General features: G+C 72.1%; 27 protein-coding genes. 12 read left to right on the forward strand and 15 right to left on the reverse strand.

The annotated features are described in order from the left end of the window. The first annotated feature begins 42 nt into the window (after window positions 1–42). On the forward strand, window positions 43–606 hold the full coding sequence (locus AC5JJ1_RS02705) for a hypothetical protein (RefSeq protein WP_495783578.1): 564 nt from the start codon (window positions 43–45) through the stop codon (window positions 604–606). A 42-nt stretch (window positions 607–648) separates the two neighbouring features. On the opposite strand, the gene AC5JJ1_RS02710 is transcribed toward AC5JJ1_RS02705, so the two are convergent. The 3 genes from AC5JJ1_RS02710 to groES all read right to left on the reverse strand — a co-directional run bounded on the left by AC5JJ1_RS02710 (window position 649) and on the right by groES (window position 3,199). Continuing rightward, the gene (locus AC5JJ1_RS02710) at window positions 649–852 is read right to left on the reverse strand and encodes a cold-shock protein (protein ID WP_043337601.1); all 204 of its coding nucleotides are present in this window, start codon (window positions 850–852) and stop codon (window positions 649–651) included. Window positions 853–1,133: 281 nt separating this feature from the next. Next, the gene (gene groL / locus AC5JJ1_RS02715) at window positions 1,134–2,780 is read right to left on the reverse strand and encodes a chaperonin GroEL (RefSeq protein ID WP_495783579.1); all 1,647 of its coding nucleotides are present in this window, start codon (window positions 2,778–2,780) and stop codon (window positions 1,134–1,136) included. 107 nt (window positions 2,781–2,887) lie between these two features. After that, window positions 2,888–3,199, reverse strand: a complete 312-nt coding sequence (gene groES / locus AC5JJ1_RS02720) for a co-chaperone GroES (RefSeq protein WP_495783580.1) — start codon at window positions 3,197–3,199, stop codon at window positions 2,888–2,890. A gap of 278 nt (window positions 3,200–3,477) precedes the next feature. On the opposite strand from groES, the gene AC5JJ1_RS02725 reads away from it, so the two are divergent. After that, window positions 3,478–3,750 carry an usg protein gene (locus tag AC5JJ1_RS02725; RefSeq protein ID WP_495783581.1) on the forward strand — a complete coding sequence of 91 codons (273 nt, stop codon included), beginning with the start codon at window positions 3,478–3,480 and terminating at the stop codon, window positions 3,748–3,750. Between the two features lie 16 nt (window positions 3,751–3,766). Here AC5JJ1_RS02725 and AC5JJ1_RS02730 read toward each other — a convergent pair whose 3' ends face one another. After that, on the reverse strand, window positions 3,767–4,438 hold the full coding sequence (locus tag AC5JJ1_RS02730; RefSeq protein WP_495783582.1) for a TVP38/TMEM64 family protein: 672 nt from the start codon (window positions 4,436–4,438) through the stop codon (window positions 3,767–3,769). Further along, the gene (locus AC5JJ1_RS02735; RefSeq protein WP_495783692.1) at window positions 4,435–5,214 is read right to left on the reverse strand and encodes a glycosyltransferase; all 780 of its coding nucleotides are present in this window, start codon (window positions 5,212–5,214) and stop codon (window positions 4,435–4,437) included. Before AC5JJ1_RS02735 ends, AC5JJ1_RS02730 begins: the two co-directional genes overlap by 4 nt. Before the next feature lie 110 nt (window positions 5,215–5,324). Here AC5JJ1_RS02735 and AC5JJ1_RS02740 point away from each other — a divergent pair, with 110 nt between their 5' ends. From AC5JJ1_RS02740 to AC5JJ1_RS02755, 4 genes are read left to right on the forward strand one after another with little or no spacing between them, the layout of a single operon-like run. Beyond that, complete coding sequence (locus AC5JJ1_RS02740; RefSeq protein WP_495783583.1) at window positions 5,325–6,398, forward strand: COX15/CtaA family protein; 1,074 nt, start codon at window positions 5,325–5,327, stop codon at window positions 6,396–6,398. After that, complete coding sequence (locus AC5JJ1_RS02745) at window positions 6,395–11,311, forward strand: PAS-domain containing protein (RefSeq protein ID WP_495783584.1); 4,917 nt, start codon at window positions 6,395–6,397, stop codon at window positions 11,309–11,311. The genes AC5JJ1_RS02740 and AC5JJ1_RS02745 overlap by 4 nt, the downstream gene beginning before the upstream one ends. A 13-nt stretch (window positions 11,312–11,324) precedes the next feature. Further along, window positions 11,325–12,767 (forward strand): metalloprotease TldD, encoded by a 1,443-nt coding sequence (gene tldD / locus AC5JJ1_RS02750; protein WP_495783585.1) that lies wholly within the window; start codon window positions 11,325–11,327, stop codon window positions 12,765–12,767. Further along, window positions 12,764–13,234, forward strand: a complete 471-nt coding sequence (locus AC5JJ1_RS02755) for a GNAT family N-acetyltransferase (RefSeq protein ID WP_495783586.1) — start codon at window positions 12,764–12,766, stop codon at window positions 13,232–13,234. Before tldD ends, AC5JJ1_RS02755 begins: the two co-directional genes overlap by 4 nt. On the opposite strand, the gene AC5JJ1_RS02760 is transcribed toward AC5JJ1_RS02755, so the two are convergent. Genes AC5JJ1_RS02760 through AC5JJ1_RS02775 form a run of 4 tightly spaced genes read right to left on the reverse strand, consistent with a single transcriptional unit; the run spans window position 13,203 to window position 16,143 of the window. After that, entirely contained in the window at window positions 13,203–13,733 is a 531-nt protein-coding gene (locus AC5JJ1_RS02760; protein WP_495783587.1) for a TspO/MBR family protein, read from the reverse strand. The genes AC5JJ1_RS02755 and AC5JJ1_RS02760 overlap by 32 nt on opposite strands. A 60-nt stretch (window positions 13,734–13,793) precedes the next feature. Next, window positions 13,794–13,991, reverse strand: coding sequence for a hypothetical protein (locus AC5JJ1_RS02765; protein ID WP_495783588.1), 198 nt, complete (start codon window positions 13,989–13,991; stop codon window positions 13,794–13,796). Continuing rightward, window positions 13,978–15,324 (reverse strand): glutamate--cysteine ligase, encoded by a 1,347-nt coding sequence (locus AC5JJ1_RS02770; protein ID WP_495783589.1) that lies wholly within the window; start codon window positions 15,322–15,324, stop codon window positions 13,978–13,980. The genes AC5JJ1_RS02765 and AC5JJ1_RS02770 overlap by 14 nt, the downstream gene beginning before the upstream one ends. 12 nt (window positions 15,325–15,336) lie before the next feature. Continuing rightward, window positions 15,337–16,143, reverse strand: coding sequence for a 16S rRNA (uracil(1498)-N(3))-methyltransferase (locus tag AC5JJ1_RS02775; RefSeq protein WP_495783590.1), 807 nt, complete (start codon window positions 16,141–16,143; stop codon window positions 15,337–15,339). Here AC5JJ1_RS02775 and ubiA point away from each other — a divergent pair. The 3 genes from ubiA to AC5JJ1_RS02790 are packed head-to-tail and all read left to right on the forward strand — an operon-like array spanning window position 16,142 to window position 18,112. After that, the gene (ubiA, locus tag AC5JJ1_RS02780; protein WP_495783591.1) at window positions 16,142–17,041 is read left to right on the forward strand and encodes a 4-hydroxybenzoate octaprenyltransferase; all 900 of its coding nucleotides are present in this window, start codon (window positions 16,142–16,144) and stop codon (window positions 17,039–17,041) included. The genes AC5JJ1_RS02775 and ubiA overlap by 2 nt on opposite strands. Continuing rightward, window positions 17,038–17,682 carry a class I SAM-dependent methyltransferase gene (locus AC5JJ1_RS02785; protein ID WP_495783592.1) on the forward strand — a complete coding sequence of 215 codons (645 nt, stop codon included), beginning with the start codon at window positions 17,038–17,040 and terminating at the stop codon, window positions 17,680–17,682. Before ubiA ends, AC5JJ1_RS02785 begins: the two co-directional genes overlap by 4 nt. Before the next feature lie 31 nt (window positions 17,683–17,713). Then, window positions 17,714–18,112 (forward strand): type IV secretion protein Rhs, encoded by a 399-nt coding sequence (locus AC5JJ1_RS02790; RefSeq protein WP_495783593.1) that lies wholly within the window; start codon window positions 17,714–17,716, stop codon window positions 18,110–18,112. On the opposite strand, the gene AC5JJ1_RS02795 is transcribed toward AC5JJ1_RS02790, so the two are convergent. The 6 genes from AC5JJ1_RS02795 to AC5JJ1_RS02820 form a co-directional block, all read right to left on the reverse strand. Beyond that, window positions 18,087–19,346 (reverse strand): hypothetical protein, encoded by a 1,260-nt coding sequence (locus tag AC5JJ1_RS02795; RefSeq protein ID WP_495783594.1) that lies wholly within the window; start codon window positions 19,344–19,346, stop codon window positions 18,087–18,089. The two genes, AC5JJ1_RS02790 and AC5JJ1_RS02795, sit on opposite strands and share 26 nt — an antisense overlap. Further along, the gene (locus AC5JJ1_RS02800) at window positions 19,343–20,242 is read right to left on the reverse strand and encodes an LLM class F420-dependent oxidoreductase (RefSeq protein ID WP_495783595.1); all 900 of its coding nucleotides are present in this window, start codon (window positions 20,240–20,242) and stop codon (window positions 19,343–19,345) included. The genes AC5JJ1_RS02795 and AC5JJ1_RS02800 overlap by 4 nt, the downstream gene beginning before the upstream one ends. A 62-nt stretch (window positions 20,243–20,304) precedes the next feature. After that, complete coding sequence (locus AC5JJ1_RS02805) at window positions 20,305–21,099, reverse strand: ABC transporter ATP-binding protein (protein WP_495783596.1); 795 nt, start codon at window positions 21,097–21,099, stop codon at window positions 20,305–20,307. Then, window positions 21,100–21,873, reverse strand: a complete 774-nt coding sequence (locus AC5JJ1_RS02810) for an ABC transporter permease (protein ID WP_495783597.1) — start codon at window positions 21,871–21,873, stop codon at window positions 21,100–21,102. After that, window positions 21,873–22,823: an ABC transporter substrate-binding protein gene (locus tag AC5JJ1_RS02815; RefSeq protein ID WP_495783598.1), complete on the reverse strand. Its 951-nt coding sequence runs from the start codon at window positions 22,821–22,823 to the stop codon at window positions 21,873–21,875. The genes AC5JJ1_RS02810 and AC5JJ1_RS02815 overlap by 1 nt, the downstream gene beginning before the upstream one ends. Window positions 22,824–22,901: 78 nt before the next feature. Further along, on the reverse strand, window positions 22,902–23,651 hold the full coding sequence (locus AC5JJ1_RS02820; protein ID WP_495783599.1) for an SDR family NAD(P)-dependent oxidoreductase: 750 nt from the start codon (window positions 23,649–23,651) through the stop codon (window positions 22,902–22,904). A 150-nt stretch (window positions 23,652–23,801) separates the two neighbouring features. Between AC5JJ1_RS02820 and AC5JJ1_RS02825 the strand changes: the two genes are divergently transcribed. From AC5JJ1_RS02825 to AC5JJ1_RS02835, 3 genes are all read left to right on the forward strand, one after another. Continuing rightward, complete coding sequence (locus AC5JJ1_RS02825; RefSeq protein ID WP_495783600.1) at window positions 23,802–24,782, forward strand: cyclase family protein; 981 nt, start codon at window positions 23,802–23,804, stop codon at window positions 24,780–24,782. A gap of 79 nt (window positions 24,783–24,861) precedes the next feature. Next, on the forward strand, window positions 24,862–25,872 hold the full coding sequence (locus AC5JJ1_RS02830) for a C-terminal binding protein (protein WP_495783601.1): 1,011 nt from the start codon (window positions 24,862–24,864) through the stop codon (window positions 25,870–25,872). 102 nt (window positions 25,873–25,974) lie between these two features. Further along, a complete protein-coding gene (locus tag AC5JJ1_RS02835) occupies window positions 25,975–26,532 on the forward strand; it encodes a RidA family protein (protein WP_495783602.1) in 558 nt (185 codons plus the stop codon). Window positions 26,533–26,551: the final 19 nt, after the last annotated feature.

Below are 26,551 nucleotides of genomic sequence, written 5' to 3' on the forward strand. Positions count from 1 at the left end.
CCGGCGGCGTTGCCTCCGATCGAGACAGCAAGGGGAAGGCCCATGGCCATCGTCGCCGACAGCAGCCAATGGACCGGCGAGTACGACCACACGCCCCAGTCCGGTCCGGTCGTCTGGGGTGAGTTCGAGGACCGTTCCGCGCTCGACAGCGCCGCGGCGAAGCTTCAGGCGGAGGAGTGGTTCCGCGCTCTCCAGTCCCGCTGCGCGCCGCAGGCGGAGCGCCCGGCCGACAACGACCAAGTCATCACGCCGGACGAGAACCCGAAGGGCACCGATGCCCGCAACCTGCGGCAGAATTTCGTCGGCACCGCCACCGCATCGACCTCGATGCTGGCGGCTGGCATCGTCATCGCCACCGGTGGCGCGGCGCTCCCTGCCGTTGCGGCCGCGGCAGCGGCCGGGGCCGCGACGCTTGCAGTGGGCGAGACGGCCGGCGCCGCGGCGAGCCCGTCGGATTCGGGCCGGCGACCGGATGAGGTGGTGAAGGCGGAAGGCCCCTCCCTCGGCATCCGGGCCGGAACCGAGGAGGAGAAGGCCGAAGCCCAGCGCTTCCTGCAAAGCCAGGGCGCCCGCCGCGTCTGGGTGCAGGACCAGCAGGCGGCGTGACAGCGGCGAAGGCGAGGCCCGTCCGGGCCTCGCCGGGATGCGCTACAGCGGCTTGAGGTTCGCCGCCGCGGCCTTGCCGCGCTCCATCACCACCTCGTAGCTGATCTTCTGGTTCTCATTGAGCCCCTGGAGACCAGCCTTCTGCACAGCGGTGATGTGGACGAAAACGTCCTTGCCGCCATCCTGCGGAACGATGAAGCCGAAGCCCTTGGTGGCGTTGAACCATTTCACGGTGCCGATCGCCATGCGACGCGCCCTCCCCTTGCATGAGGCACGGGTGACGATCACCCGTGCGAAACCGCCAGGCTTGATCGCTTGAGGGCAGCCGGAGGGCTCCGGGACGGCACGGCAAGGCGGGCCAAGGACAGCTGGCACGTCAAGTGGACACGGATCGACAGGTTGAAGTCAACGATCACGCACACGCGTTGTCGTGAGGGATTCGCAGCGGGAAAGGCCGTCTAGCGAGACGAAAAAAGGGGCGGGCCCTGCGGCCCGCCCCCTCTCTCCGATCAGGCTTGCGGCCTGGATCAGAAGTCCATGTCGCCCATGCCGCCCATGCCGCCGCCCGGGGGGCCGCCGGCCGGCGCCTTGCGCTCCGGACGCTCGGCCACCATCGCTTCGGTGGTGATCAGCAGCGAAGCGACCGAGGCCGCATCCTGCAGCGCCGTGCGCACGACCTTGGTCGGGTCGATGATGCCGGCGGCGACGAGGTCCTTGTACTCGTCCTTCTGGGCGTCGTAGCCGTAGGCGTAGGTGTCGGTGCGCAGCACCTCGCCCGCCACGACCGCGCCGTCCTTGCCGGCATTCTCGGCGATCTGCTTCGCCGGCGCCTGGATGGCGCGACGGACGATCTCGATGCCGACCTGCTCGTCGTTGTTCAGGCCCTTCAGGTGGCCGAGGTTGGTCGAGGCGCGCAGCAGCGCCACGCCGCCACCCGGCACGATGCCTTCCTGAACCGCGGCGCGGGTCGCATGCAGCGCGTCGTCGACGCGGTCCTTGCGCTCCTTCACCTCGACCTCGGTCGAGCCGCCGACGCGGATGACGGCGACGCCGCCGGCCAGCTTCGCCAGGCGCTCCTGCAGCTTCTCGCGGTCGTAGTCCGAGGTGGTCTCCTCGATCTGCGCCTTGATCTGCTCCACGCGGCCGGTGATCGCGGACTTCTCGCCAGCGCCGTCGACGATCGTGGTGTTCTCCTTCTCGATGCGGACCATCTTGGCCTTGCCGAGCTGGGCCAGCGTCACGCTCTCGAGCTTGATGCCGAGATCTTCGGAGATCACCTCACCGCCGGTCAGGATGGCGATGTCCTCGAGCATCGCCTTGCGGCGATCGCCGAAGCCCGGCGCCTTCACGGCCGCGACCTTCAGGCCGCCGCGCAGCTTGTTGACGACCAGGGTGGCGAGCGCCTCGCCCTCGACATCCTCGGCGACGATGATGAGCGGACGGCCGGACTGAACAACCGCCTCGAGCAGCGGCAGCATCGGCTGCAACTGGCTGAGCTTCTTCTCGAAGATCAGCAGGTAGGGGTTCTCCATCTCGACGATCATCTTCTCCGCATTCGTGATGAAATACGGGGAGACGTAGCCGCGGTCGAACTGCATGCCCTCGACGACGTCGAGCTCGGTCTGGATGCCCTTGGCCTCCTCGACCGTGATGACACCCTCGTTGCCGACCTTCTCCATGGCCTGGGCGATCATCTCGCCGATCTCGGTCTCGCCGTTGGCGGAGATCGAGCCGACCTGCGCCACCTCGGCCGAGGTCGAGATCTTCTTGGTCTTGGCCTCGAGCTCGCCGACGACGGAGGCGACGGCCTTGTCGATACCGCGCTTCAGGTCCATCGGGTTCATGCCGGCGGCGACGGCCTTGGCGCCCTCGCGGATGATGGACTGGGCCAGCACGGTCGCGGTGGTGGTGCCGTCACCGGCGATGTCGTTGGTCTTCGAGGCCACTTCGCGCACCATCTGCGCGCCCATGTTCTCGAACTTGTCGGCCAGCTCGATCTCCTTGGCGACGGTCACGCCGTCCTTGGTGATCCGCGGGGCGCCGAAGCTCTTGTCGAGCACGACGTTGCGGCCCTTGGGGCCGAGCGTCACCTTCACGGCGTCGGCCAGGATGTCCACGCCGCGCAGCATGCGGTCGCGCGCATTGGCGCCGAACTTAACGTCCTTCGCAGCCATGTATGTACCTCATTGGTTCGGCGTCCGATCGCTGCCAGGGCGGTCTGCCCCGGCGCGGTCCCGTCCGCCATTGTTGACGACGAGTGAGAGGCGCGTGAGCGGGTGGCTCAGGCGGCCTTGGCGACGGCAGGGTTGTCGAGGATGCCCATGATGTCGGACTCCTTCATGATGAGGAGCTCCTCGCCATCGAGCTTCACCTCGGTGCCCGACCACTTGCCGAACAGGATGCGGTCGCCCGCCTTCACGTCGAGGGCGCGCAGCTCGCCCTTGTCGTTCAGCGTGCCAGAGCCGACGGCGATCACCTCGCCTTCCTGCGGCTTCTCCTTGGCGGTGTCGGGGATGATGATGCCGCCGCGGGTCTTCTCCTCGGCCGTCACGCGACGGACGAGAACGCGGTCATGCAGGGGACGGAAGCTCATATGCGGTCCTCTCCTGGCCTATTCTCAAGGAATGGGTCCCCCCGCCGGGAGGCGCCAGCGGGACCGCTAGCACTCGCCCCGGAGGAGTGCCAGCCATCTAGGGCAGGCTTGCGTGGCCGTCAAGAGATTTGCAGCACTCTCGGAATGCGAGTGCCAACCCACTGAAATCCAACAATTTTGTTGCAACCCACCCGGAAAGACGTGGCAAGCTTCGCGTTGCATGAGTGGAGGAAAACGCCGGCCGCAACGGCTGGCACCGACCAGAAGGAACGCTTTGCGTGCTGCACAGCCTCGAACGCTTCGTCCGCATCCCCGACTGGCGGCTCACCACCGCCGAGATCCTCTACCACATGCCGGACCACCCCAGCGTGCTGCAGACCTTCGTCTGGCAGAAGGTCGACTGCGCCCCCGCCTTCCCCGAGCTCTCCCGCTTCCTCGACTTCTGGCGGCGCGAGATTGAGGGGCCGCTCTACTCGGTCCGCGTCGCCTCCGCCGCGCTGACCCGCCCGGCCGAGCTCCGCTTCGCCAACGGGCAATTCGTCCTGCACTGAGCCCAGGCGGGCGGCGCTACTCCTCCAGCGCCCGCCCCGCCCGGTGCCGCCTGAGCAGGGCGAAGCCGATCGCCACCGACCCCACCAGCAGCACGGCCGAGAGCCCGAGCTGCCAGGCCCCGTCCACCCGCACGCCCTTACCGAGCAGGGCGAAGACCACCGTCTGCGGCAGGTAGCCGATCGCCGAGGCGGCGAGGAAGGGAAGCAGCGCGATCCCCGCCATCCCCGCCAGCAGGTTCAGCGCCAGGTTGTTGCCGAGCGGCAGCAGCCGGAGCGCCAGAGTGGCATCGAAGGGGCTTGCCGCCAGCAGGTCCCGCAGCGGCCGGAGCCGCCGGCCGAATCGCCCGGCCAGCCTGCGCTCCGCCCAGCCGCGCCCGACCAGCCGCGCCCAGAGGAAGGAGAGCGCGCAGCCCAGCAGCTGCGCCAGCAGCGCCAGCCCCGTGCCCATCACCGCGCCGAAGGCATAGCCGCCGAGGAAGGCGACGCCCTGCCGCGGGATGCCCACCGCCGTCGCCGCCATCCCGACCAGGAGGAATATCCCCTCCCCCCAAAGCCCCTGCCCACGGATGGTGCGGTCCACCCATTCCGTCCCGAGCAGCCCGCCGAACGCCCGGAGCAGCAGCCCCGCCGCCGCCAGCCCCGCCGCCAGCACCAGCAGCTTGGCAACGGCCCTCGCCCGCTCGCTCACTCCTCCACCACGGGACGGGAGCCGCGCCGCTGCAGCCAGGCGACGCCCAGTAGGTCGAAGATGGACACCGCCAGCCGGTCCAGCGTCCCGTAATTCGACTGCCCCCTGACCCGTGGCCGGTGGTTCACCGGCTCGCTCACCACCCGCCCGCCCTGGCGCAGCACCAGGGCCGGCAGGAAGCGGTGCATGTGGTCGAAATGCGGCAGCTCGAGGAAGAGCGCGCGCGGAAACACCTTCAGCCCGCACCCCGTATCCGGCGTCGCATCGCCCAGTAACTGGGCGCGGATGCGGTTGGCGATGCGGCTGGAGCGCCGCTTCACCCAGCTGTCCCGCCGCGTCACCCGATGCCCGGCGACCATCACCGGCCCTGGCTCGGCCTGCATCTCCCCTTGGGCCCGCGCCAGCAGCCGGGGGATGTCCGCCGGGTCGTTCTGCCCGTCGCCGTCGAGGGTGGCGATCCAACCGCCCCGCGCCGCCTTCACCCCGGTGATCACGGCCGCCGACTGCCCGCAGCTCGCCCGGTGCCGGAGATGCCGGAGCGGCGCCCCCCGCGCCGCCTCGCGCAGCGCCGCCGCCGTCGCATCGGTCGAGCCGTCGTCGACATAGACGATCTCATGCGCCATCCCGGCTAGCGCCGCCTCGATCTCGGCGACCAGTGGGGCGATGTTGGGCGCCTCGTTCCGCACCGGGATCACGACCGAGATCAGGGGGGGCTTGGCCGAGGCCGCCAGAGAGGAACCGGCGGGGGCACCGGCCGCATCGGGAGCGGTCTGCATCGCGCCGCTGCGGTAGCAGCCGCGCGGGCGCGCCGCAAGCCGCACCGATTGTTCCGCCGGGGCGGCGTTCCATTGGTGTCCTTGGCGACCTGCCGCACTATACTAAGAGGATGCCTTTCGATGCACCCTCCGCGCGCCCGGTCCGCAGCCGGACGTCCCCCCGCGCCGTCGGCCTCTGGCTGCTCGGCGTGGCCGCCATGGTCTGGGTCATGGTCGCCCTCGGCGGCGCCACCCGCCTCACCGGCTCAGGCCTCTCCATCATGGAATGGGCGCCGCTCTCCGGCACCCTGCCGCCGCTCTCCGACGCCGAGTGGCAGCGCCTCTACGACCTCTACCGCACCATCCCGCAATACCAGCTCGTCAACCAGGGTTTCGGGATCGAGGGCTTCAAGCAGATCTTCTGGCTGGAATGGGCGCACCGGCTCTGGGGCCGGCTGATCGGCCTCGCCTATGCCCTGCCGCTCGCCTGGTTCTGGCTGCGCGGCCGCATCCCGGCCGGCTACAAGGGGCGCCTGCTGCTGCTGCTGGTGCTCGGCGGCCTGCAGGGCGCGGTCGGCTGGTTCATGGTCGCCTCCGGCTTCGAGGCGGACCGCACCGCGGTCTCTCCCTACCGGCTGGTGGTGCATCTGAGCTTAGCGCTGGGCCTCTTCGCGGCGCTGACCTGGACCGGGCTCGGCCTGCTGCGCCCCCGCCCCGCCGAGGCGCTGCCGGCCGCCGGCAGCATCCGCCGCCAGGCCAAGGCGGCGGCCTGGCTGCTGGCCGCGGCGATGCTCGCCGGCGGCTTCGTCGCCGGCAACCGCGCCGGGCTCGACTACAACACCTTCCCGCTGATGGAGGGCCGGCTGGTGCCTCCGGGCTACTGGCGGCTCGATGGCGTCTGGGCGAACCTGACGCTGAATGTTGCGGCGGTGCAGTTCAACCACCGCCTGCTGGCGAGCCTGGCGGCGCTGGCCGCCCTCGGTGCCGCCTTCGCCGGCTGGCGCCGCCTGCCGCCCGGCTTCGCCCGCCGCGCCTGCCTCGGCCTCGGCGGGGCGGTGCTGCTGCAATATGCGCTCGGGGTCGCCACCCTGCTGCATGCCGTGCCGGTCTGGCTCGGCACGCTGCACCAAGCGACGGCCGTCCTGGTGCTGACCACGGCGCTGCTCGCGCTGCACGGCCTCCGGGGCCCGGGGAGACGGCCATGATCGAAGGGGATGCCGCCGTCGCGCCGGGGCTCGACCACTGCGCCATGCTGCAGCTGATGCTCGACAGCATGCGCCACGGCATCGCCCTGTTCGACGCGGAGCACCGGCTGGTGGCGGCGAACCACCTGGCCCGCCACCTCGGCGCCATCCCCGGCGACAGCATCCCGCTCGGCATGTCCTTCCTGGCGATCGTCGAGACGCAGGCCGCCGCCGGCGAGTTCGGCGATGCCGAGGCGACGGCGCGGCAGGTCGCCGCCGCCCGCTGCCTCGACCGGACCGTCCCGAGCCGCTATGTCCGCATCCGCCCCGACGGCACCGTGCTGGAAGTCGCCTCCGACCCGACGCCGGATGGCGGCTACATCGTCACCTACAGCGACATCACCGCCCGCACCCAGGCCGAGCAATCGGCCAGCGACCGCGCCGCCATGCTGACCGCAGCGCTCGATTCCATGCAGCATGGCTGCCTGATTTACGGGCCGGACGACACCCTGCTCGCCGTCAACGCCCTTGCCGCGACCTGCGCCGGCCTGCCGCCGGAGGAGCTGGTCCCCGGCCGCTCCCGCGCCGAGCTCATCCGCCTGCAGCACGCCCGCGGCGCCTTCGGCAGCGGAGAGGCCGCCGCGGCGGAGCGCGACCGCCTGATCCACCGCCCGCAGGGGCGCTACAGCGAGTTCGTCCGCACCGCCCCGGACGGCCGCGTCATCAAGGTCGCCTCCAACCCGATCGGCCCGAACGGCGCCGGTGGCCATGTGGTCACCTATACCGACGTCACCCCCCTCGCCCAGGCCGAGGCCGCCTCGCGCGCCCGCGCCGAGCTCCTGCAGACCATGCAGGAGACTATGCGGCACGGCATCGTCCTGTTCGGCCCCGACCGGCGGCTGATCGCCGCCAACGACATGGCCGCCGAGCTCGCAGGCCTGTGCCCAGCGGACATGCGCCCCGGCACGGCCATCGGCGAGATCGCCACCCTGCCGCTCGCCCACGGCCTGTTCGGCGCGGGGCCGGAGGCTGCGCCCTCTGGCGCGCAGGACCCCCGCGAGCCGCATCTCGTCCGCCGCCGCCTGGCCGATGGCCGCATCGTCGATGCGCGCTCCGACCCGACGCCGGATGGCGGCTTCGTCATGACCCTGACCGACGTCACCCCGCTGATCGAGGCGGAGCGCGCGGCCGAGGCCCGCGCCGCCACGCTGCAGGCGATGCTCGACAACATGCGCCACGCGATCACCCTGTTCGATGCGTCGGGCCGGGTCGTCGCCACCAACCCGCTCATGCACCAGCTCGCCGGCCTCCCCGCCGGGATGCTGGCGCCCGGCCGGCACATCGACGAGCTCGTCCGCGCCCAGCGCGAGGCCGATCCCGTGGGCGATGCGACGCTCGACGCGCCGCACGCCGCCGACCGCTCGCAGCCGCTGCGCCACGTCCGGACCTCGCATGACGGCCGCGTGCTCGACGTCGCCTCGGACCCGATGCCCGATGGCGGCTTCGTCGTCACCATCACCGACGTCACCGCCCTCGCCCGCGCCGAGGCCGAGCTGCGCCAGCGCGCCGAGCTGCAGGCGGCGATGCTGCAGGCGATCCGCCACGGCATCGCCCTCTACGACGCCGAGCACCGGCTGATCGCGGTGAACCGCATCTTCAGCGGGCCGGGCAGCCGCCCCTTTCCCGAAGGAAGCGCGCCGTTGCCGCCGGGGACGTCGATGGTCGACATCCTCCGCCGCCAGGCCCGGCTCGGTGGCCTCGGCCCCGACCCCGAGCGGGAGATCGAGCGGCTGCTCGCGCTCGACCGCCGGCAGCCGCACCGCTACATGCGCCGCACCAGCGACGGGCGGCTGCTCGAGATTCATTCGGACCCGATGCCCGACGGCGGCTTCGCCGTCACCTTCTCCGACGTTACCGCCCTTGCCGCGGCCGAGGCGGAGGCCGAATCCCGGGCCGCCATGTTCCGCGCCGCGCTCGAGAACATGCGGCACGGCTTCATGCTCTTCGGTCCGGACCGGCGGCTCCGTGCCTCCAACCGCCTCGCCATCGAGATCGGCGGCGCCACCGCGGAGGAGGTGGTGACCGGCATCCTGCTCGACGACCAGGTCCGCATGCAGCATGCGCGCGGCATGTTCGGCGCGCCGCCGGAGGCCGACGACGTCCTTGCCATGCTGATCGCGGTTGACCGCAGCAAGCCCTCGCGCCGGACCCGCAGGATGGCCGACGGCAGGGTGGTCGAGGCCTTCAGCGACCCGACGCCGGATGGCGGCTTCGTCGTCACCTTCACCGACATCACCGCCCGCGCCGCGGCCGAGGCGGAGGCCAGCCGCCGCGCCGATGCCCTGCAGGTGACGCTCGACAGCATGCGCCACGGGATCGCCCTCTACGGGCCGGACCGCCGCCTGGTGCTGGCCAACCGCCTGGCCGGCCCGAACCACGGGCTGCCGGGCCTGCCGGAGCGCACCGGCCAGCTCTTCGACGACATCCTGCGCGAGCAGCACGCCTTCGGCTTCTTCGGCGCCGAGCCGGAAGCCAGTCGCCTGCTGGCCGAGGCGCTGGCCAAGGACCGCTCCCGCCCCGGCCGCCTGCAGCGCCGCCTCCCCGACGGGCGGGTGCTCGACATCGCCAGCAACCCGACGCCCGATGGCGGCTTCGTCGTCACCCATTCCGACGTGACCGCGCTGGAGGCAGCCAAGGCCGAGGCCTCGGAGCGCGCCGCCACGCTGCAGCTCATGCTCGACAACATCCGGCACGGCATCTCCTATTTCGGCCCGGACCGCCGGCTGATCGCCTTCAACCGCCTGGCCGAGGACCTGGCCAGCGAGGAGGGGCGCGTGCCGCTGCGGCCCGGTGCCTCGCTCGAGGAGCTGGTCGCGCTCATCGCCGGGACGGGCACCTACGGCGATGCCGGGCAGGCCGTGGCCGCGGCGCGCCTCGGCCTCGACCGCAGCAAGCCGCACCGCTACCTGCGCCGTAGCGGCGATCGGCTGATCGAGGTGTCCTCCAACCCGGCGCCCGATGGCGGCTTCGTCGTCACCCATTCCGACGTGACCGACCTGCTGGAGGCCCAGGCGGCCGCGGCCGACCGCACCGCCCAGCTCCAGGTGATGATGGACAGCATGCGGCACGGCATCGCCCTCTTCGACCGGGAGCACCGGCTGGTGACGGCCAATCTGCTGGCCGCCACGCTCAACGGCTTCGACCCGGCGGTGTTCGAGCCGGGGCGGAGCTTCGCCGAGGTGATCGCCGCCGTCGCCGCCGCCGGCCTGCTCGGGCCGAGGACGGTGGAGGAGGTGGTCGCCGACGACTACGGCGAGCCGCGGCGCTTCGTCCGCCGGGGGCCGGACGACCGGGTGCTCGAGGTCACCACCAACCCGACGCCGGCGGGCGGCTTCGTCACCACCTATACCGACATCACCGCCCTGACCCGCGCCGAGGCCGCGGCGCGCGAGCGGGCCGGGGTGCTGCAGGTGATGCTCGAGAACACCCGCCACGGCATCTGCTACTTCGGCCCGGATCGCCGGGTGATCGCCGCCAATGCGCTTGCCGTCGAGTTCGGCGGCTACTCGCCCGGCGCCCTCCGCCCCGGCCGCAGCCTCGAGGAGCTGATCGCAGACCAGCTCGCCCGCGAGATGGGCGGCGAGACCGCCATGCTGGCGGCGCGGGTCGCCCTCGAGATGGACCGCAGCCGGCCCTCCCGCTACACCCGCCCGTCCGGGGACGGCCGGATCATCGAGGTCACCTCCGACCCGACGCCGGGGGACGGCTTCGTCGTCACCACCGCTGACATCACCCCACTGGTGCGTGCGGAGGAGGAGGCGCGCAACCGCGCCGCCATCCTCCAGGCCATGCTCGACAACAGCCGCCAGGGCATCGTCCTATTCGACATGGAGGGCCGAGTCGTCGCCGCCAACGGCATCGCTGCCTCGCTCAACGGCCTGCCGCCCGAGGCCATCTGTCCCGGCCAGCCGATCCGGACGCTGATCCGGATGCAGGCGGAGAACGGGTACCTCGACGCCACGTCCTTCGCCGCCTCGCTGGAGATGGTGCCCGAGGACAGGCCCTGGCCGGTACCGTCCATCTTCCGCCGGACGCTCGGCGGGCGGATGGTCGAGATCACGACGGACAGCGTCGGCGGGGTCGGCTACATCCGCAGCTACCGCGACATCACCGACGAGCTCCGCTCCCGCGCCGAGCTGGAGCGCGCCCGCGACGCGGCCGAGGCGGCGAACCGCGCCAAGTCCCGCTTCCTCGCCACCATGAGCCATGAGCTGCGCACGCCGCTCAACGCCGTCATCGGCTTCTCCGAGGCCTATCTGGTCGACAGCGACCCGGCCCGCCGCCTCGACTACGTGCAGTCGATCCACGAGGCCGGGCGGCACCTGCTCTCGCTGATCGACGACATCCTCGACGTCACCCGCTCGGAGACCACGGGCTTCCAGATCACCGAGGGCCAGGTGGCGGTGCTGCCGCTGGCCGAGGGTGCGGTGCAGATGATGCAGGCTACCGCGGCGACGGCCGGCGTCACCCTCGGCGCCGCCCTGCCCTCGCGGCTGCCCTTGCTCCGCGCCGACGAGCTCCGCCTGCGCCAGGTCCTGCTCAACCTGCTTGCCAATGCGGTGAAATTCACCCCCTCGGGCGGCTCCGTCACCCTCGGCGCCGAGATCGTGCCGGAGGGCGACCTGGTGCTGCGGGTCGCCGATACCGGCATCGGCATCGCCCCGGGCGACATCTCGCGCGCCTTCGAGCCCTTCACCCAGCTCGATTCGTCCCTGTCGAGGCGCTTCCCCGGCTCCGGCCTCGGCCTATATCTGTCGCGGGCGCTGGCCGAGGCGCAGGGGGCGACCCTCACCTTGGACAGCACGCCCGGCCAGGGCACCACCGCCCTGCTGCGCTTCCCGAAAGACCGCCTCCTGGCCGAACTGGCCGCCTGAACGGAGCCCCCATATGCCGCTCGACACGCCGCTTTCGGTCACCGATCGCCTGTTCTTCGCCGAGGAAGGCCTCGACCGCGCCGCCGCCGAGCGCCTGGTCCGCGAGGCGCTGGCCGGCGCCGACGATGGCGAGCTCTTCCTCGAATACCGCGAGAGCGAGGGCATCTCGCTCGATGATGGCCGCATCCGCTCGGCGAGCTTCGACGCGACCCGCGGCTTCGGCCTGCGCGCCGTCGCCGGCGAGGCGGCGGGCTATGCCCATTCCGGCGAGATGTTGGAAGCCGCGCTGAAGCGCGCCGCGGAGACGGTCGGCGCCGTCCGCCACGGCCATTCCGGCACGCTCGACCTCGCCCCGCGTGCGACTAATGCCCGGCTCTATGCCGACGGCAACCCGCTGGCGCTGATGGATTTCGGCGCCAAGACCGCGCTCCTCGGCGAGATCGACGCCTTCGCCCGCGGGCGGGACCCCCGCGTCGCGCAGGTGATGGCCTCCATCTCCGGCGAGTGGCAGGCGGTGCAAATCATCCGCGCCGACGGCACCCGCGTCGCCGATATCCGCCCGCTCGTCCGCCTGAACGTCGCGGTCGTGGTCGAGCAGGACGGGCGGCGGGAGACCGGCAGCCACGGGCTCGGCGGCCGCTTCGACTACGCTCGCATCCTGGCCGCCCCGGTCTGGCAGGCCGCCGTCGACGAGGCGCTGCGCCAGGCCCTCGTCAACCTCGACAGCATCCCGGCCCCGGCCGGCGAGATGGAGGTGGTGCTCGGCCCCGGCTGGCCGGGGATCCTGCTGCACGAGGCGATCGGGCATGGGCTCGAGGGCGACTTCAACCGCAAGAAGACCTCGGCCTTCGCCGGGCTGCTCGGCCAGCGCATCGCGGCCCCGGGCGTCACGGTCATCGATGACGGCACCATGCCGGACCGGCGCGGCAGCCTCACCGTCGACGACGAGGGCACGCCCTCCAACCGTACCGTGCTGATCGAGGACGGCATCCTCACGGGCTTCCTGCAGGACCGGCAGAATGCCCGGCTGATGGGCGTCGCCTCCACCGGCAACGGCCGCCGGCAGAGCTATGCCCATATCCCGATGCCGCGCATGACCAACACGGTGATGCTGGGCGGCGAGCACCCGCCGGAGGAGATCCTCCGCAGCGTCAAGCGGGGCCTCTATGCGGTGAATTTCGGCGGCGGCCAAGTCGACATCACCAGCGGGAAATTCGTCTTCAGCGCCTCCGAGGCCTATCTGGTCGAGGACGGCAAGATCGGCGCCCCGGTGAAGGGCGCGACGCTGATCGGCAACGGGCCGGACAGCCTCACCAAGGTGGCGATGGTCGGCAACGACATGGCGCTCGACCCGGGCATCGGCACCTGCGGCAAGCAGGGCCAGGGCGTCCCGGTCGGCGTCGGCCAGCCGACGCTGAAGCTCTCGGGCCTCACCGTCGGCGGCACCGCGGTATGACCATCCGCCAGGCCCGGCCCGAGGAGGCGCCGGTCCTGGCGGCCATCGTCGAACGGGCCTATGGCCCCTGGGTCGCCGTCATCGGCCGCCGCCCCATGCCGATGGAGGACGACTACGCGGCCCGCATCGCCGCCGGCGAGGCCTGGGTGCTGGAGGAGGTGGGCGCATCCGTCGCGCTCGTCGTCATCGAGCACCATCCGGACCACCTGATGCTCGACAACATCGCCGTCGACCCTGGCCGCCAGGGCCGAGGTGACGGGCGGGCGCTGCTCGATTTCGTCGAGGCCGAGGCGGCGCGGCGCGGCCTGCCGGAGGTGCGGCTCTACACCCATGTCCTGATGGAGCGGAACATCGCCCTCTACGCCCGGCGCGGCTATGCCGAGACCGGGCGCGAGGTGCAGAAGGGCTTCAGCCGCGTCTTCATGGCGAAGAAGGTCAGCGATTCCGCCGCCACAGCTCCTCGCTGAGCAGCGCCGCGAAGCCGATCCAGGCAGCATAGGGCACCGCCATCCAGGCCGCAGGGGGGTCGACCTTGCGCGCCGCATCGACATAGGCAACGGCATTGGCGACCGTCGCCCCCGCCTCCAGCGTCGCCGCGCCGAGCTGCCGGCGCCCGAAGCCGAGCCAGAGCCAGACGGCATCGAGCACCTGGATCCCGAACCAATGCGCCAGCGCCCGCTCCCGCGCCGGGCCGCGCGGCGCCGTCCAGATGCGGAGGCCCGACAGGGTCAACAGCGCATAGAGTGGTCCCCAAATGGCGAAGGCCGGGTCGGGCGGGTTGAAGGGCGGCTTCTCCAGCCGCTCATAGTCGCGCCGGATGCGCCCATGCACCGGCGAGGGCGAATACCTCGCCGAGACCAGCGCCGAGGCCAACACCGCCCCGCCCGTCACCAGCAGGCCGAGGCCGATATCCCGCTCGCGCCCGCCCCGCGGCACCGCCGCCTGCCGTATCAGCGACCCGTCCATCGCCCGTGCCTCCATCCTGTCGGAGGGGAAACCGGGGGATGCGCCGCCGGTTCCGCAGGATCAGGGGCCCCGGCGCGCCAGCCAGGCCTCGGCCCGCGCGACGCAATCGAGCAGCAGGGCCGCGGGGGCATAGGCCTCGTTCAGCCGCCCGGCCTGCCGGGCGGGTTCGTCGGGACAGCGACGCGTCAGGCGGCTGCGCACCACCTCGCGGAAGGCCGACTGCAGCCGGACGGCGGGAAGGGCCTCAGAGCTCGGCATGCAGCAGCGCCCGCGCTGCGTCGCTGTCCCAGGCGCGATCGTAGAGATGCAGCAGCCGGTCCGCCTGGGTCAGGCCGCTGTCCACGATCTCCTCGAGCGGGCCGAGATAGACCTCCTCGCCGAGCCCCCGCGCGCGCAGCCCGTCGCGGGCGATGGCGAGCACGTCGCGCGCCACATCCTGCACGCGCCGGCCGCGGATGCCGGTCGAAAGCGCCTCGCGCGGCACCGCCGCCCGCAGCGCGCGGATCTCCTCGAGCGACCAGTCGCGGATCAGCGCCGCGGCTGCCTTCAGCGCCGCATCGTCGTAGAGCAGCCCGACCCAGAACGCGGGCTGCGCCACGATCATCGCCGGGCTGCCGACATCGGAGCCGCGCATCTCGAGGAAGCGCTTCAGCCGCACATCGGTGAAGGCGGTCGTGACGTGGTCGGCGAAGTCGCCGATCGTCGCCCGCTCGCCGGGCAGGATGCCGAGCCGCCCGTCGAGGAAGTCGCGGAAGCTGGCGCCGGCCGCATCCAGCCAGCGCCCCTCGCGCATGACGAAATACATCGGCACGTCGAGCAGCCAGTCGGCGAAGCGCTCGAAGCCGAAGCCCTGCTCGAAGACGACGCCGGGGATGCCGGTGCGCGCACCGTCCGTATCCGTCCAGACCTGCGCGCGCATGCTGCGGAAGCCGTTCGGCCGCCCCTCGGTGAAGGGCGAGTTGGCGAAGAGCGCCGTCGCCACCGGCTGCAGCGCCAGCGAGACGCGCAGCTTCTCGACCATGTCGGCCTCGTCGCCATAGTCGAGATTGGCCTGCACCGTGCAGGTGCGCTGCATCATGTCGAGGCCGAGGCTGCCCACCGTCGGCATGTAGCGCCGCATGATGGCGTAGCGGCCCTTGGGCATCCAGGGCTGCTGGTCCCGGCTGTGGGTCGGGTGGAAGCCGAGGGCGGCGAAGCCGACCTCCATCGGCCCGGCGACCTGGTGCACCTCCCGGAGATGCGCCTCGAGCTCCAGATGCGTCGCATGCAGGTCGGCCTGCAGGCCGCCCGACAGCTCCAGCTGCCCGGCCGGCTCCAGGCTGATCGAGGCGCCGCCGCGCTTCAGCCCGATCGGCTTGCCGTCGTCGAGGATCGGCGTCCAGCCGAGCGCCGCCAGCCCCTCGAGGATCGCGCGGATCCCGGCCTCACCCTCATAGGCGGGGGTGGCGTAGCCGTTGCGGTGGAAGCCGAATTTCTCGTGCTCCGTCCCCACCGTCCACGCACTGCGCGGCTTGCTGCCGGCGGCGAACCATTCGGCCAGCTGGCGCCGGTCGGTGATGGGCGTCAGATCCGCTTCGCCAGGATTGGACATCCTCGCCTTCCGTCATGTCCCGGCCCGGGCGGAGTTGCCCAATGCCCTGTCGCCAATGGTGATCGGCTGGTCGTCCCAATCGCCTGCCAACGCCTGGAGAAGCGCGAGCCCCGCGACCGCCGCCGTCTCCGCCCGCAGGATGCGAGGGCCGAGGCTGGCCGTCGAAACAAAGGCGCGCCGGGCCAGATCGTCAAGCTCCACCCGTTCGAACCCACCCTCCGGCCCGACGAGCCACGCCCAGGGGGCGTGCAACCCATGGGCGACACGACCGAGCGACGGGCTTTCCCGCCGCTCCGCCCCGACCAGCAGGGGGATTCCATCCCATGCCTCGAGCACGACCGGCAAGGGCCGTGCCGCTTCGATCCGAGGCAGGCTCAACCGCTCGCATTGCTCCGCCGCCTCCTGGGCGATGGCGGCTAACCGGCTTGTGTTCACCCGGTCCGTCACGCTCCGCCGGGTGAGCACCGGCTGGATCAGGCCGATGCCGAGCTCGGTCGCCTTCTCCACTACCCATTCCATGGCGTTGCGCTTGAGGGCAGCGACGAGCAGGCGGGTATCGGCCACCGGCGCCTGCGGCCGGAGCTGCCGCTCGGGGGCGAGGCTGCAGCGGTCCTTCCGGATGGCGGCGATCCGCCCCTCCCACTCCCCGTCCCGGCCGTTGAAAAGCAGCACGGCATCGCCGGGGGCCCGCCGCATGACGCTGCCGAGGTAATGCGCCTGGCCCGGGGTGGCGGGCACCTCGCGCCCGGCCTCGAGCGGTTGGTCGAGATAAAGCCGCGGGATGGACATGGCGCCGTTTCGCTGGAACAGAGGGCGCATGCAAGGCTTCACCGACATCGCGGCAGGAGGCTGGGTCGCGCGCCTGCCGCAGGGCTGGCGGCCCTATGCGCTGCTCGCCCGGTTCGACCGGCCGATCGGCTCCTGGCTGCTGCTCCTGCCGGGCTTCTGGGCCTTCGCGCTCGCCGCGCCGGGCTGGGCGGAGGGACTGCGCCTCGCCCTGCTCTTCGGCATCGGCGCGGTCGCCATGCGCGGCGCCGGCTGCGTGGTGAACGACCTCTGGGACCGCGACATCGACCGGAAGGTCGAGCGCACGCGCGGCCGGCCGCTCGCCGCCGGGACGGTGACGCCCTTCCAGGCGCTGCTCTTCCTGGCCGCGCTCTGCTGCATCGGCCTCGCGGTGCTGCTGCAGCTGAACGGCACGGCGATCCTGCTCGGGGTCTGCTCGCTGCTGCCGATCTTGCTCTATCCGCTCGCCAAGCGGGTGACGAACTGGCCGCAGGCGATGCTCGGCCTCACCTTCTCCTGGGCGGCACCGGAGGGCATCGCCGCCGCGACCGGCCAGGTGGATGCGGTGGCGCTGATCCTCTGGGCCGCGGCCTTCTGCTGGATTCTCGGCTACGACACGATCTACGCCCATCAGGACCGCGAGGACGACGCGATGGTCGGCATCGGCAGCACCGCGCTGCGCTGGGGCGAGCGGACGCGGCCCTTCCTCGCCGCCTGCTACGGCGCGATGCTCGCCCTGCTGGCGCTGGCCGGCTGGGCCGGCGGGCTCGGCTGGCTCTACCTCCCCGCGCTGCTGCTGCCGGCGGCGCTGCTGGCGCGGCAGGTGGTACGGCTCGACATCCATGACCCGGCGCTCTGCCTCCGCCTCTTCCAGTCGAACCGGGAGGCCGGGCTGGCCGTGGCGCTCGCCTTCCTGATCGGCCGGCTGTGAGCGGCGCCGAGGCCTTCCTCCGCGCCCATACCGCCATCGCCGCCCCGGCCCTGGTGCCGGAGATCCGCCTCCACCTCGCCACCGAGATCACGCCGATCTGGCAGGCGACGGAGGCCTGGCTGGCCCGTGAGGGGATCGAGCCGCCCTTCTGGGCCTTCGCCTGGCCGGGCAGCCAGGCCATGGCGCGGCTGATCCTCGACGCGCCGGGCCATGCCGCCGGCCGCCGCGTGCTGGACTTCGCCGCCGGCTGCGGCCTCGCCGCCATCGCCGCGGCTCGGGCAGGCGCCACCTTGGTCGAGGCGGCGGAGATCGACCCGCTCGCCACCGCCTCCATCCGCCTGAACGCGGCATTGAACGGCGCCGCAGTCACGCCGCTCGAGGGCGACGTGGTCGGCGCGCATTGCCGCTGGGACCTCATCCTCGCCGGCGACGTCTGCTACGAGGCGCCGATGACGGCGCATATCCTCCCCTGGCTCCGCGCCATGGCGGCGGCGGGGGCGGAAGTCTGGCTGGCCGATCCGGGCCGCGCCTATGTGCCGCGCGAAGGGCTAGCCGAGCTCGCCCGCTTCGCCGTGCCGGTGACGCGGGAGCTAGAGGACCGCGACAGGCGAGAGGTGACGGTCTCCCGCCTGCTGCCCTGATCCCGCCATGGACCAGGCGCAGCCTGCATCGATGACACGCCTCCTTGTCGTCCTCCTGTTCCTCGCCACCGGCGCCGCCGCGCAGACCGAGCGCTTCTACGACGCGCAGGGCCGGAGCACGGGCCGGGCCGAGACCAGCGGCGGCACCACCCGCTTCTACGATTCGCAGGGACGCAGCACCGGGCGCGCCGAGACGCGGGACGGCACCACCCGCTTCTACGACGCGACGGGACGCAGCGCGGGCCGGACCGAGAACGGCCGCAGCTACGATGCCATGGGCCGCTCCTCCGGCCGGGCCGAGGCCAGCGGCAGCACCACCCGCTTCTACGATGCGCAGGGGCGCAGCGCCGGCCGGATCGAGGATCGCGGCGGCAGCGCCCGGGCCTATGACGCGCAGGGCCGCTCTACCGGCCGGGTCGAGCGGCGGTAGCCGCCTCGAGGAACCGGATCAGCGCCGCCCGTTCCGCCGGGTCGCCCAGCCGCTGCACCGGCATCGTCGTCCCCGGCGTCACCACATCCGGCCCGCGGGCGAAGAGGTCCGCCACCGTCTCCGGCGTCCAGGTGATGTCGCCCCGCGCCAGCCGTGGCGAATAGGGATAGCCCGGCAGGCTGCCCATCCGCCGGCCGAAGATGCCGTGCAGGCTCGGCCCCGCCATCGGCGCTGCCTCGGCCGAGAGCGCATGGCAGGCGCGGCAGGCACCGAAGACCCGCGCACCCTCCGGATCGGCCCCCACCGGCAGCCTCTCTTCGGCGACCGGCGCCAGCGGGCCGAGAGGGGCGCCGCTCACCGCATCCCAACGCCGCACGACCCGGTCCTGCCCGCCGGTCCAGAGCGTCCGCCCGTCCGGGGCGAAGGCGACCGACCAGACCGGCAATCCAGGCCCCTCCAGCGTGGCGAGGAGCCGACCCTCGGCCAACGACCAGAGCGTGACGCTGCCGCCGAGCGAGGCCGCGGCCAGCCGCCCATCGCCGGCCGCCAGCGCCACCACCGGGCGGCTGCCGGCGCCGAGTTCCCGCATCGCCCCATCGGCGCCGATCAGCCGGACGACGCCATCCGCCCCACCCGCCGCCAGCCCATCGCCGGGCAGGGCGAGGAGCGCATGTTGCGGCAGGCCGAATTCGGCGAGCACCTGCCCACCTTGCCCGTTCCAGACCCGCACCGTCCCGTCATAGCCGGCGCTGGCCCATCGCCTGCCTGTCCACACGATCGCGTTGACCGGGCCCTGATGCCCTTCCAGCACCCGCGCCGTCCCATCCGCGGACCAGAGCCGCACCGTCCCGTCCCAGCCCGCGCTGCCGAGCATCCCGTCCGGCCCCGGCGCCAGCCCGGCAACAGGCGCCGCATGCCCCTCCAGCACCCGCACCGGCTCCGCCGCGCCGCCCGGCGGCCAGAGGGCGATCCGCCCATCCTCCCCCGCGCTGGCGAGGCCGCCATCCGGCAGAACAGCGAGGGCATTCACCGCCCCACCATGCCAGCGCATCACCCGCCACGCTCGGCCCCGCTCCGCATCCCAGAGGATCACCGCCTGGTCGAAACCGGCCGAGGCCAGCCCGTCCGGCAGCACGGCCAGCGCCCGCACCGGCCCGCCATGCCCGCGCAGCTCCTGCGCCCCGGCGCCGAAGCCGAGCGCCAGCAGCAACGCCGCCGCCAGCCAGAGCCTCACAGCAGGTCGGCCACCGCCGCCTGGTAGCGCCGCATGGCCGTCAGGTGATCGGCGGCGCCCCGCCCGGCGATGCGCGTGTGGTGCCGCCGCCCGAAGCTGGTGGTGAGGGTGAGGTGCGTCGCCCCCTGCGCCTTCCAATAGGCCGCCTCCTGCCGCCACTCGGCCTCGCCTCCGGCGCCGACCGAGACCCAGACCTCGAGGCCGACCGCCCCCGGGTCCCGCCCCGCCGCCTCGGTCAGGCGGCGCAGCTTGGCGAGCTCGCCCTCGACCTCCGCCCCGGGCGGATGGGCGTTCATGATCCAGCCGTCGCCGAGGCGGGCGATCCGCTCCAGCGTCTGCTCCACATGCCCACCGAACCAGACGGGGATGCGGCGATGCACCGGCAGCGGGTTGATCCCTGCATCCTCGATCCGGTGCCAGCGCCCCTCGAAGGTGACATGCGGCTCCGCCCAGAGGCGCTGCATCACCTCCACCTGCTCGGCGCTGCGCCGGCCCCGGTTGGCGAAATTCTCGTTGAGCCCGGTGAACTCCACCGGGTTCCACCCGACGCCCACGCCGAGCCGGAACCGCCCGCCGCAGAGCAGGTCGAGGCTCGCCGCCTGCTTCGCCACCAGCACCGCCTGGCGCTGGGCCAGGATCAGCACCTGGGTGGAAAATTCCGTCGTCGGCCGGCACAGCGCGGCGAGGAAGCCGAAGCAGACGAAGGGGTCGTGGAACAGGTCGGCCGAGGTGTTGCGGTTGCCCCAGCCTGGCCGGCTCGCCGCATTGACGCCGAGCACATGGTCGGCGAGGCCGAGATTGGTGTAGCCCATCGCCTCGACCTCGAGGGCGAAGTCCCGCACCACCCCCGGTTCGCCGCCGATATCGGCGAGCGGCAGCATCGCGCCCAGTCGCATCGCTCTCTCCCCACTGACATTGGGGGGATTAACGGCCAATCGGCCCGGATGGTCGAGTGGCCTTACCGGGCCGCCGCGATCGCCTTCCGCACCTCCTCGCGGATCTCGCCCATCAGCCGCGCCTTGAGCGCGCCGAATTCGGGCGTCGTCTTCATCGTCCAGTCGCGCGGATAGGGCAGCGGCACCGGCACCTCCGCCTTGATCCGCCCGGGCCGAGCCGACATCACCAGCACGCGGTTCGAGAGGAAGATCGCCTCGTCGATGTCATGGGTGACGAAGAGCACGGTCTTGCGGTCCGCCTCCCAGATCTCCAGCAGCAGCTCCTGCATCAGCTCCCGCGTCTGGTGGTCGAGGGCGCCGAAAGGCTCGTCGAGCAGCAGGATCTCCGGGTCGTTGGCCAGTGCGCGCGCCAAGGCAGTCCGCTGCTGCATTCCGCCCGAGAGCTGCCGCGGCCAGTGGTTCTCGAAGCCGCGGAGGCTGGTGCGGGCGATGAAGCGCGCCGCGACCTCCGCCTGCTGCGCCTCCGGCAGGCCGCGCTCCCGCAACCCGTAGCGGATGTTCCCCTCGACGGTGAGCCAGGGAAAGAGCGTGTAGGACTGGAAGACCATCCCCCGGTCCGGCCCGGGCGCCGTGACCGGCGCGCCATCGAGCAGCACCTGCCCGCCCGTCGGCCGGTCGAGCCCGGCGACGATGCGCAGCAAGGTCGATTTCCCGCAGCCCGAGGGCCCGAGGATGGCGACGAACTCGCCCGGTGCGACGGAAAGGTCTGTCGGCTGCAAGGCGAGCGTCGGCGCGCCCCGCCGCTGGCCAGGGAAGGTGCGCGTCACCCCCGCGATGCGCAGCGTCTTGGCCGACATCTACAGCACTGCCCAGGGAAACAGCCGCCGGTTCGCCGCCTTGAACAGCAGGTCCGTCACCAGCCCGATGATGCCGATGACGGCGATGCCGAAGATCATCTGCCCGGTATCCAGCAGCCGCTGGCTGTCCATGATCATGTGCCCGATGCCGCTGGTCGCGCCGATCAGCTCGGCGACGATCACATAGGTCCAGGCCCAGCCGAGCACGAGGCGCAGCGTCTCCGCGATCTGCGGCGCCGCCGCCGGGATGACGACGCGCCGGAGGATCGCCATCCGCCCTGAGCCGAGCGTCCGCGCCGCCTCCACCAGGTCCGGCCGTGTCGCCCCCGCCACGCCCGCCACCATGATGACGAGCTGGAAGACGCTGCCGATGACGATGACGGAGAGCTTCTGCGCCTCGCCCACCCCCGCCCAGAGGATCAGCAGCGGGATGAAGGCGGAGGCCGGCAGGTAGCGGGCGAAGGAGAGGAAGGGCTCGAAGAAGGCCTCGATCGGCTTGAAGGCCCCCATCAGCAGGCCGAGCGGCACGGCGGCGGCGGCGGCGATGAGGAAGCCCCCCACCACCCGCCAGATGGTCACCGCGATGTCGCCGAGGAAGCCGAATTCCGTCAGCAGCGACCAGCCGGCCGCCAGCGTCCTGCCGGGCGAGGCGAGGAAGAGCGGCGGCACCCAGCCGCCATAGGTCGCCACGCCCCAGGCCGCGATGAAGACGGCGAAGAAGCCGGCCCCCAGCGCGACCCGGGCGCCGGGCGAGACCGGCTTCAGCGGTTCCATCAGCCGAGGAACTGCGTGTCCAGCAGCTTCGAGAGATCGACATTGCCGCGCACGACGCCGGTCTCCTTCTGCACCTCGAGCGCCTTGCGCTGGAACTCCGGCAGGCCGGCGGCGACATAGGCCTTGTTCATCGCCTGGTCCTGCCACTCGATGTATTGCGCGCTGGCCTTGAAGGCCTCGCCGGCCTGGTTCACGCGGCGGCCCATGATCTCATAGCTGCGGTCCGGCTCCGACTTGATCATCGCCAGCGCGTCGTACCAGCTCTTCACCACCCGCCGCACCGCCTCCGGGTTCGCCTGGATGAAGGCGGGCTGAAAGGCGAGGGTGTCGACCACGCAGGGGTGCTGCACCGTCGTCGCCAGGATGCGGCCCTTGTCCTCGCCCATGGCGCGCACCTGGGAGAGATAGGGCTCATAAGTCGAGCAGGCGTCGAACTGCCCGGCGACGAAGGCCTGCGCCGCCGGCTGCGGCGCCAGCGTCGCGGTGGTGACGTCTTTGATCGAGACGCCGTTCTCCCGCATCATGTAGGCGAGGACGAAATAGGGCGTCGTCCCCGCGCCGTCGACCGCGACGGTCTTGCCCTTCAGCGCCGGCCAGCCGCCGATGCCCGGCCGCACCGCAACGCCGTCGCCGCCCTTCGAGCGGTCGAGGACCAGAACCTGCACCAGCGGCGCCGCGCTCGCCCAGAGGATCATGGTGTCGACCGTCGTCACCACGCAGTTCAGCGCACCCGACACCAGCGCCAGGTTGCGCTCCCGCTGGGGGACGAATTTGGTCTCGACCTCAAGGCCGTTCGCCTTGAACAGCCCCGCCTGCTCGGCCAGCGTCAGCGGCGCAAAGCCGGTCCAGCCGGACATGCCGATGGTGATCTTCGGGAAGCTCTGCGCGCGCAGCAGGGCGGGCGTCGCAAGCGTGGCGGCGGAGGCGGCGAGCAGGCTGCGGCGAAGCATGGGCGGGACTCTCTCCTCGGGTCGGCACGAAGCTATCGAACCGCCCCGCCGGCGCAAGGCTTTCTTGCGGCGCAGCAATCAAGCGGTGATCCCCCCATCCACATGGATCACCTGCCCCGTCACATAGCCCGCGGCCGGCGAGGCGAGGAAGGCGATGGCCGCCGCCACATCCGCCGGCTCGCCCAGGCGCCGCAGCGGGATGCGGGCGATGCGCTCCTCGAAGGCCTTGGGGTCGAGCGCGGCATGCGCCCCCGAATCTTTCTTGGTGAAGCCCGGCGCCACCGCATTCACCGTCACCCCGGGCGCCCATTCGATGGCGAGCGCCCGCACCAGCGCCTCGAGCGCCGCCTTGGCCGCGGCGGAGGCGGGGAAGAGCGGCTGCTCCAGCCGGAAGACATGGGCGACGAAGGAGGAGACGGCGATCAGCCGCGGCTCGCGCCCGCGCGCCAGATGCGGCCCCGCCGCCCGCGCCAGCCGGAGAAAGGCGAAGGCGATCGCGTCATGGCTGGCCGCGAAGGCGGCATCCGTGAGCGCCCCGGCCGACGTCCGGTCGGCGAAGCCGGCATTGGAGACGAGCACGTCGAGCCCGCCCATCCGCGCAGCCGCATCCTCCACCAGCGTCTCCGGCGCCCCGGCCTCGGCGAGGTCGGCCAGCAGCACATGCGCCTCCGCCCCGGCCGCCCGCACCGCCTCGGCGACGCGCTCCGCCCCCTCGCGGTTCCGCCGCGTATGGACGGCGATGGCCGCCCCCGGCGCCGCCAGCGCCCGGCAGGTCGCCGCGCCGATGCCGCTCGCCGCACCGGTGACCAGGTAGTGCCGCTCGGCCATGCTCCGCCTCCTCCTGCGCCCGAGCATGATGCGGCCGCCGGGGCGCTGGCGGAAGCGCCGCCGCTCCGGCGTGGTGCCGGCGGGGAGGCCATGCCAGCATCCGGCCGGCGACGAAGAACGCCTTCAACGAATCGATCACGGAGGAACATCATGAAGACCTTGTCGCGCCGGGGCATATTCGGCGCCCTGGGATGCCTCTGCGGCACCCATCTCGGGCTGCAGGCCACGCCGGTCCAGGCCCAGACCGGCTGGCTGCCCCCCGCCCCCGCCGACCGCTGCCCCAGCCGCTGGGGCCCGAACGACCGGCGCGGCGCCATGAACCTGATGACGCCGGACCGTGCCAAGCGCGCCGCCGGGCTGATCCGCACCGGCGAGATCGTGGAGCTCGGGCAGACCCTGTCGCAGCAGATGCCATTCTTCGGCACCCGCCGCTTCGACCAGCACCTGAAGCAGATGTTCATGAACCCCGAGGCCAACCGCCGCGGTTCGAACGAGGAGCTGGTGGTGGCTGAGATCGGCCAGGTCGGCACCCAGCTCGACATGTTCCCGCACCAGACCATCGGCGACGAGACCTATAACTGCGTCAAGGTGCCGGGCATCTCCTCCCGCGGCGGCTTCACCGAGATGGGCGTCGACACCGTCGGCACGATCTTCACCCGCGGCATCCTGCTGGACATCGCCGCGCTCAAGGGCGTGCCGGTGCTGGGCGACACCTACGAGATCACCGTCGCCGACATCGAGCAGGCGCAGCAGCGGCAGAACATCCGCATCGAGGAGGGCGATGCGGTCCTCTTCCACACCGGCTGGGGCACGCTCTGGGCGCGCGACAATGCGCGCTACGTGCGGTCCTGCCCGGGCATCGGCATCGCCGCGGCGCAATACGTGATCCAGCGCAACCCGATCCTGATGGGCGCCGACAACTGGCCGGTGGAGGTCGCGCCGAACCCGGACCGCAACGTCAGCCTGCCGGTGCACCAGATCGCCCTGGTCGTGAACGGCGTGCACCTCCTCGAGAACATGAAGCTCGACGTCCTCGCCCAGCGGGGACAGGGCGAATTTGCCCTGATGGTGCAGCCGCTGAAGATCAAGGGCGGCACTGGCAGCACCGTCGCCCCCAGCGCGCTGTTCTGAGCGCGGGGCCGGGGGCGGGTTGCCGGCCTGCCCCCGGCCCGGCATCCTTCGCGGCCCGATCGCTGAAGGAGAGAACGGCGTGGTGCTGACGGTGCTCGAGCCCGAGGGCCTCTATCCGGATACCATCCCCGAGCAGGAGATCCTCGGCCCCGGCGTCCGCATCATCCGCGGCCATGCCAGGTCCAGCCTCGCCGAGCTGCCCGACGCCATGCTCGCCGAGGTGGACGGGCTGATGACGCTCAGGATGTGGGTGCCGGCCGAGCAGATCGCCCGCTTCCCGAAGCTGAAGGTCATCGTCCGCATGGGCGTCGGCTATGACCGGGTGGATCGCGCCGCCGCCGCCGCGCGCGGCATCACCGTCTGCAACCTGCCCGACTACGGCACGCAGGAGGTCGCCGAATTCGCCGTCCTCCTCGCCCTCTCGCTCCGCCGCGGCCTCATCCTCTACCACGACACCCAGCGCGGGCCGGACCCGGCGCCCTGGGCGGTGATGCAGTCGCCGCTGCACCGGCGGCAGGAGGTGCAGACCTTCGGCATCCTCGGCCTCGGCCGCATCGGCTCCGCGGCGGCGCTGCGGGCCAAGGCCTTCGGCTACCGCGTCGTCTTCTACGATCCGAACCAGCCCAATGGCTGGGACCGGGCGCTCGGCATCCACCGTGTCCGCAGCATGGACGAGCTGCTCGGCCAGTCCGACGTGCTCTCCATCCACTGCCCGCTGACGCGCTCGACCCGCGGCCTGATCGGCGAGCGGGAGCTGCGCCTGCTGCCGCGGAACGCCGTGGTGGTGAACACCGCCCGCGGCCCCATCCTCGACATCGATGCGGTGGAGCGATGCCTGCGCGACGGCCAACTCGCCGGCGCCGGCCTCGACGTCATTCCGGAGGAGCCGCCGGTGGAGCCGGTTCCCTCCCTGCTCCGCGCCTACCGCGCCGGGGAGGCATGGCTGCGCGGCCGCCTCGTCATCACCCCGCATATCGCCTTCCATACGCCGGAGGCCTGGCACGACATCCGCATCAAGAGCATTGAGACGATGCGCGACGTGCTGGTCGAGGGCCGCCGCACCAACGTCATCCCGCCCGAGTCGGATTAGGCCCTGCCAGCCGCCGTCGTGCTTGAACGGCGCCGGGTCCGGCGTGCATCCTTGGAGAACCGCCCAGGGTTCCAGGGCGGACAAGGCGGAGGTGGATGCGCCATGCCGAAGCTCGATCGCCGGTCGCTTCTCGCCCTCGGGATGGCGGCATCGGCCGCTGCGCTCCTACCGTGCCGCACCCTCGCCCAGGCCCCTGCCTCCGGCTCCGCCGAGCAGCGGCTGCGGGAGCGCGGGATCGAGCTGCCGAGGTCGAACGCCCCGGTGGCCAACTACGTCCCGGCGGTGCGCACCGGGAACCTGGTCTATCTCGCCGGCACGGGCCCGTTCGGGCCCGACGGCACCTTCGCCACCGGAAAGGTCGGCAAGGACGTCTCGGTGGACGAGGCGTACCAGCATGCGCGGCTCACCGGCCTGGTGCTGCTGTCGGCGCTGCGCGGCGCGGTGGGCAGCCTCGATACCGTGGCGCGGGTGGTGAAGGTGTTCGCGATGGTGAATGCGGTGCCGGAGTTCACCGACCATCCGAAGGTGATCAACGGCTGCTCGGACCTGTTCGTGGAGGTCTTCGGCGACCGCGGGCGGCATGCGCGCTCGGCCGTCGGCATGGGCTCCCTGCCCTTCGGCATCAGCGTCGAGATCGAGGCCATCTTCGAGGTCGCCTGAGCCCGAGGCCGGCCGGCCC

The sequence above is a fragment of the Belnapia sp. genome (assembly GCF_059504005.1).

Bases quoted from the DNA above. Each gene is read 5' to 3' on its own strand.
- AC5JJ1_RS02705 (WP_495783578.1), top strand. From the start codon at position 43: ATGGCCATCGTCGCCGACAGCAGCCAATGGACCGGCGAGTACGACCAC.
- AC5JJ1_RS02710 (WP_043337601.1), bottom strand. From the start codon at position 852: ATGGCGATCGGCACCGTGAAATGGTTCAACGCCACCAAGGGCTTCGGC.
- groL (WP_495783579.1), bottom strand. From the start codon at position 2,780: ATGGCTGCGAAGGACGTTAAGTTCGGCGCCAATGCGCGCGACCGCATG.
- groES (WP_495783580.1), bottom strand. From the start codon at position 3,199: ATGAGCTTCCGTCCCCTGCATGACCGCGTTCTCGTCCGTCGCGTGACG.
- AC5JJ1_RS02735 (WP_495783692.1), bottom strand. From the start codon at position 5,214: ATGCAGACCGCTCCCGATGCGGCCGGTGCCCCCGCCGGTTCCTCTCTG.
- AC5JJ1_RS02740 (WP_495783583.1), top strand. From the start codon at position 5,325: ATGCCTTTCGATGCACCCTCCGCGCGCCCGGTCCGCAGCCGGACGTCC.
- AC5JJ1_RS02745 (WP_495783584.1), top strand. From the start codon at position 6,395: ATGATCGAAGGGGATGCCGCCGTCGCGCCGGGGCTCGACCACTGCGCC.
- tldD (WP_495783585.1), top strand. From the start codon at position 11,325: ATGCCGCTCGACACGCCGCTTTCGGTCACCGATCGCCTGTTCTTCGCC.
- AC5JJ1_RS02755 (WP_495783586.1), top strand. From the start codon at position 12,764: ATGACCATCCGCCAGGCCCGGCCCGAGGAGGCGCCGGTCCTGGCGGCC.
- AC5JJ1_RS02760 (WP_495783587.1), bottom strand. From the start codon at position 13,733: ATGGACGGGTCGCTGATACGGCAGGCGGCGGTGCCGCGGGGCGGGCGC.
- AC5JJ1_RS02765 (WP_495783588.1), bottom strand. From the start codon at position 13,991: ATGCCGAGCTCTGAGGCCCTTCCCGCCGTCCGGCTGCAGTCGGCCTTC.
- AC5JJ1_RS02770 (WP_495783589.1), bottom strand. From the start codon at position 15,324: ATGTCCAATCCTGGCGAAGCGGATCTGACGCCCATCACCGACCGGCGC.
- ubiA (WP_495783591.1), top strand. From the start codon at position 16,142: ATGCAAGGCTTCACCGACATCGCGGCAGGAGGCTGGGTCGCGCGCCTG.
- AC5JJ1_RS02775 (WP_495783590.1), bottom strand. From the start codon at position 16,143: ATGCGCCCTCTGTTCCAGCGAAACGGCGCCATGTCCATCCCGCGGCTT.
- AC5JJ1_RS02790 (WP_495783593.1), top strand. From the start codon at position 17,714: ATGACACGCCTCCTTGTCGTCCTCCTGTTCCTCGCCACCGGCGCCGCC.
- AC5JJ1_RS02800 (WP_495783595.1), bottom strand. From the start codon at position 20,242: ATGCGACTGGGCGCGATGCTGCCGCTCGCCGATATCGGCGGCGAACCG.
- AC5JJ1_RS02805 (WP_495783596.1), bottom strand. From the start codon at position 21,099: ATGTCGGCCAAGACGCTGCGCATCGCGGGGGTGACGCGCACCTTCCCT.
- AC5JJ1_RS02810 (WP_495783597.1), bottom strand. From the start codon at position 21,873: ATGGAACCGCTGAAGCCGGTCTCGCCCGGCGCCCGGGTCGCGCTGGGG.
- AC5JJ1_RS02815 (WP_495783598.1), bottom strand. From the start codon at position 22,823: ATGCTTCGCCGCAGCCTGCTCGCCGCCTCCGCCGCCACGCTTGCGACG.
- AC5JJ1_RS02820 (WP_495783599.1), bottom strand. From the start codon at position 23,651: ATGGCCGAGCGGCACTACCTGGTCACCGGTGCGGCGAGCGGCATCGGC.
- AC5JJ1_RS02825 (WP_495783600.1), top strand. From the start codon at position 23,802: ATGAAGACCTTGTCGCGCCGGGGCATATTCGGCGCCCTGGGATGCCTC.
- AC5JJ1_RS02835 (WP_495783602.1), top strand. From the start codon at position 25,975: ATGCCGAAGCTCGATCGCCGGTCGCTTCTCGCCCTCGGGATGGCGGCA.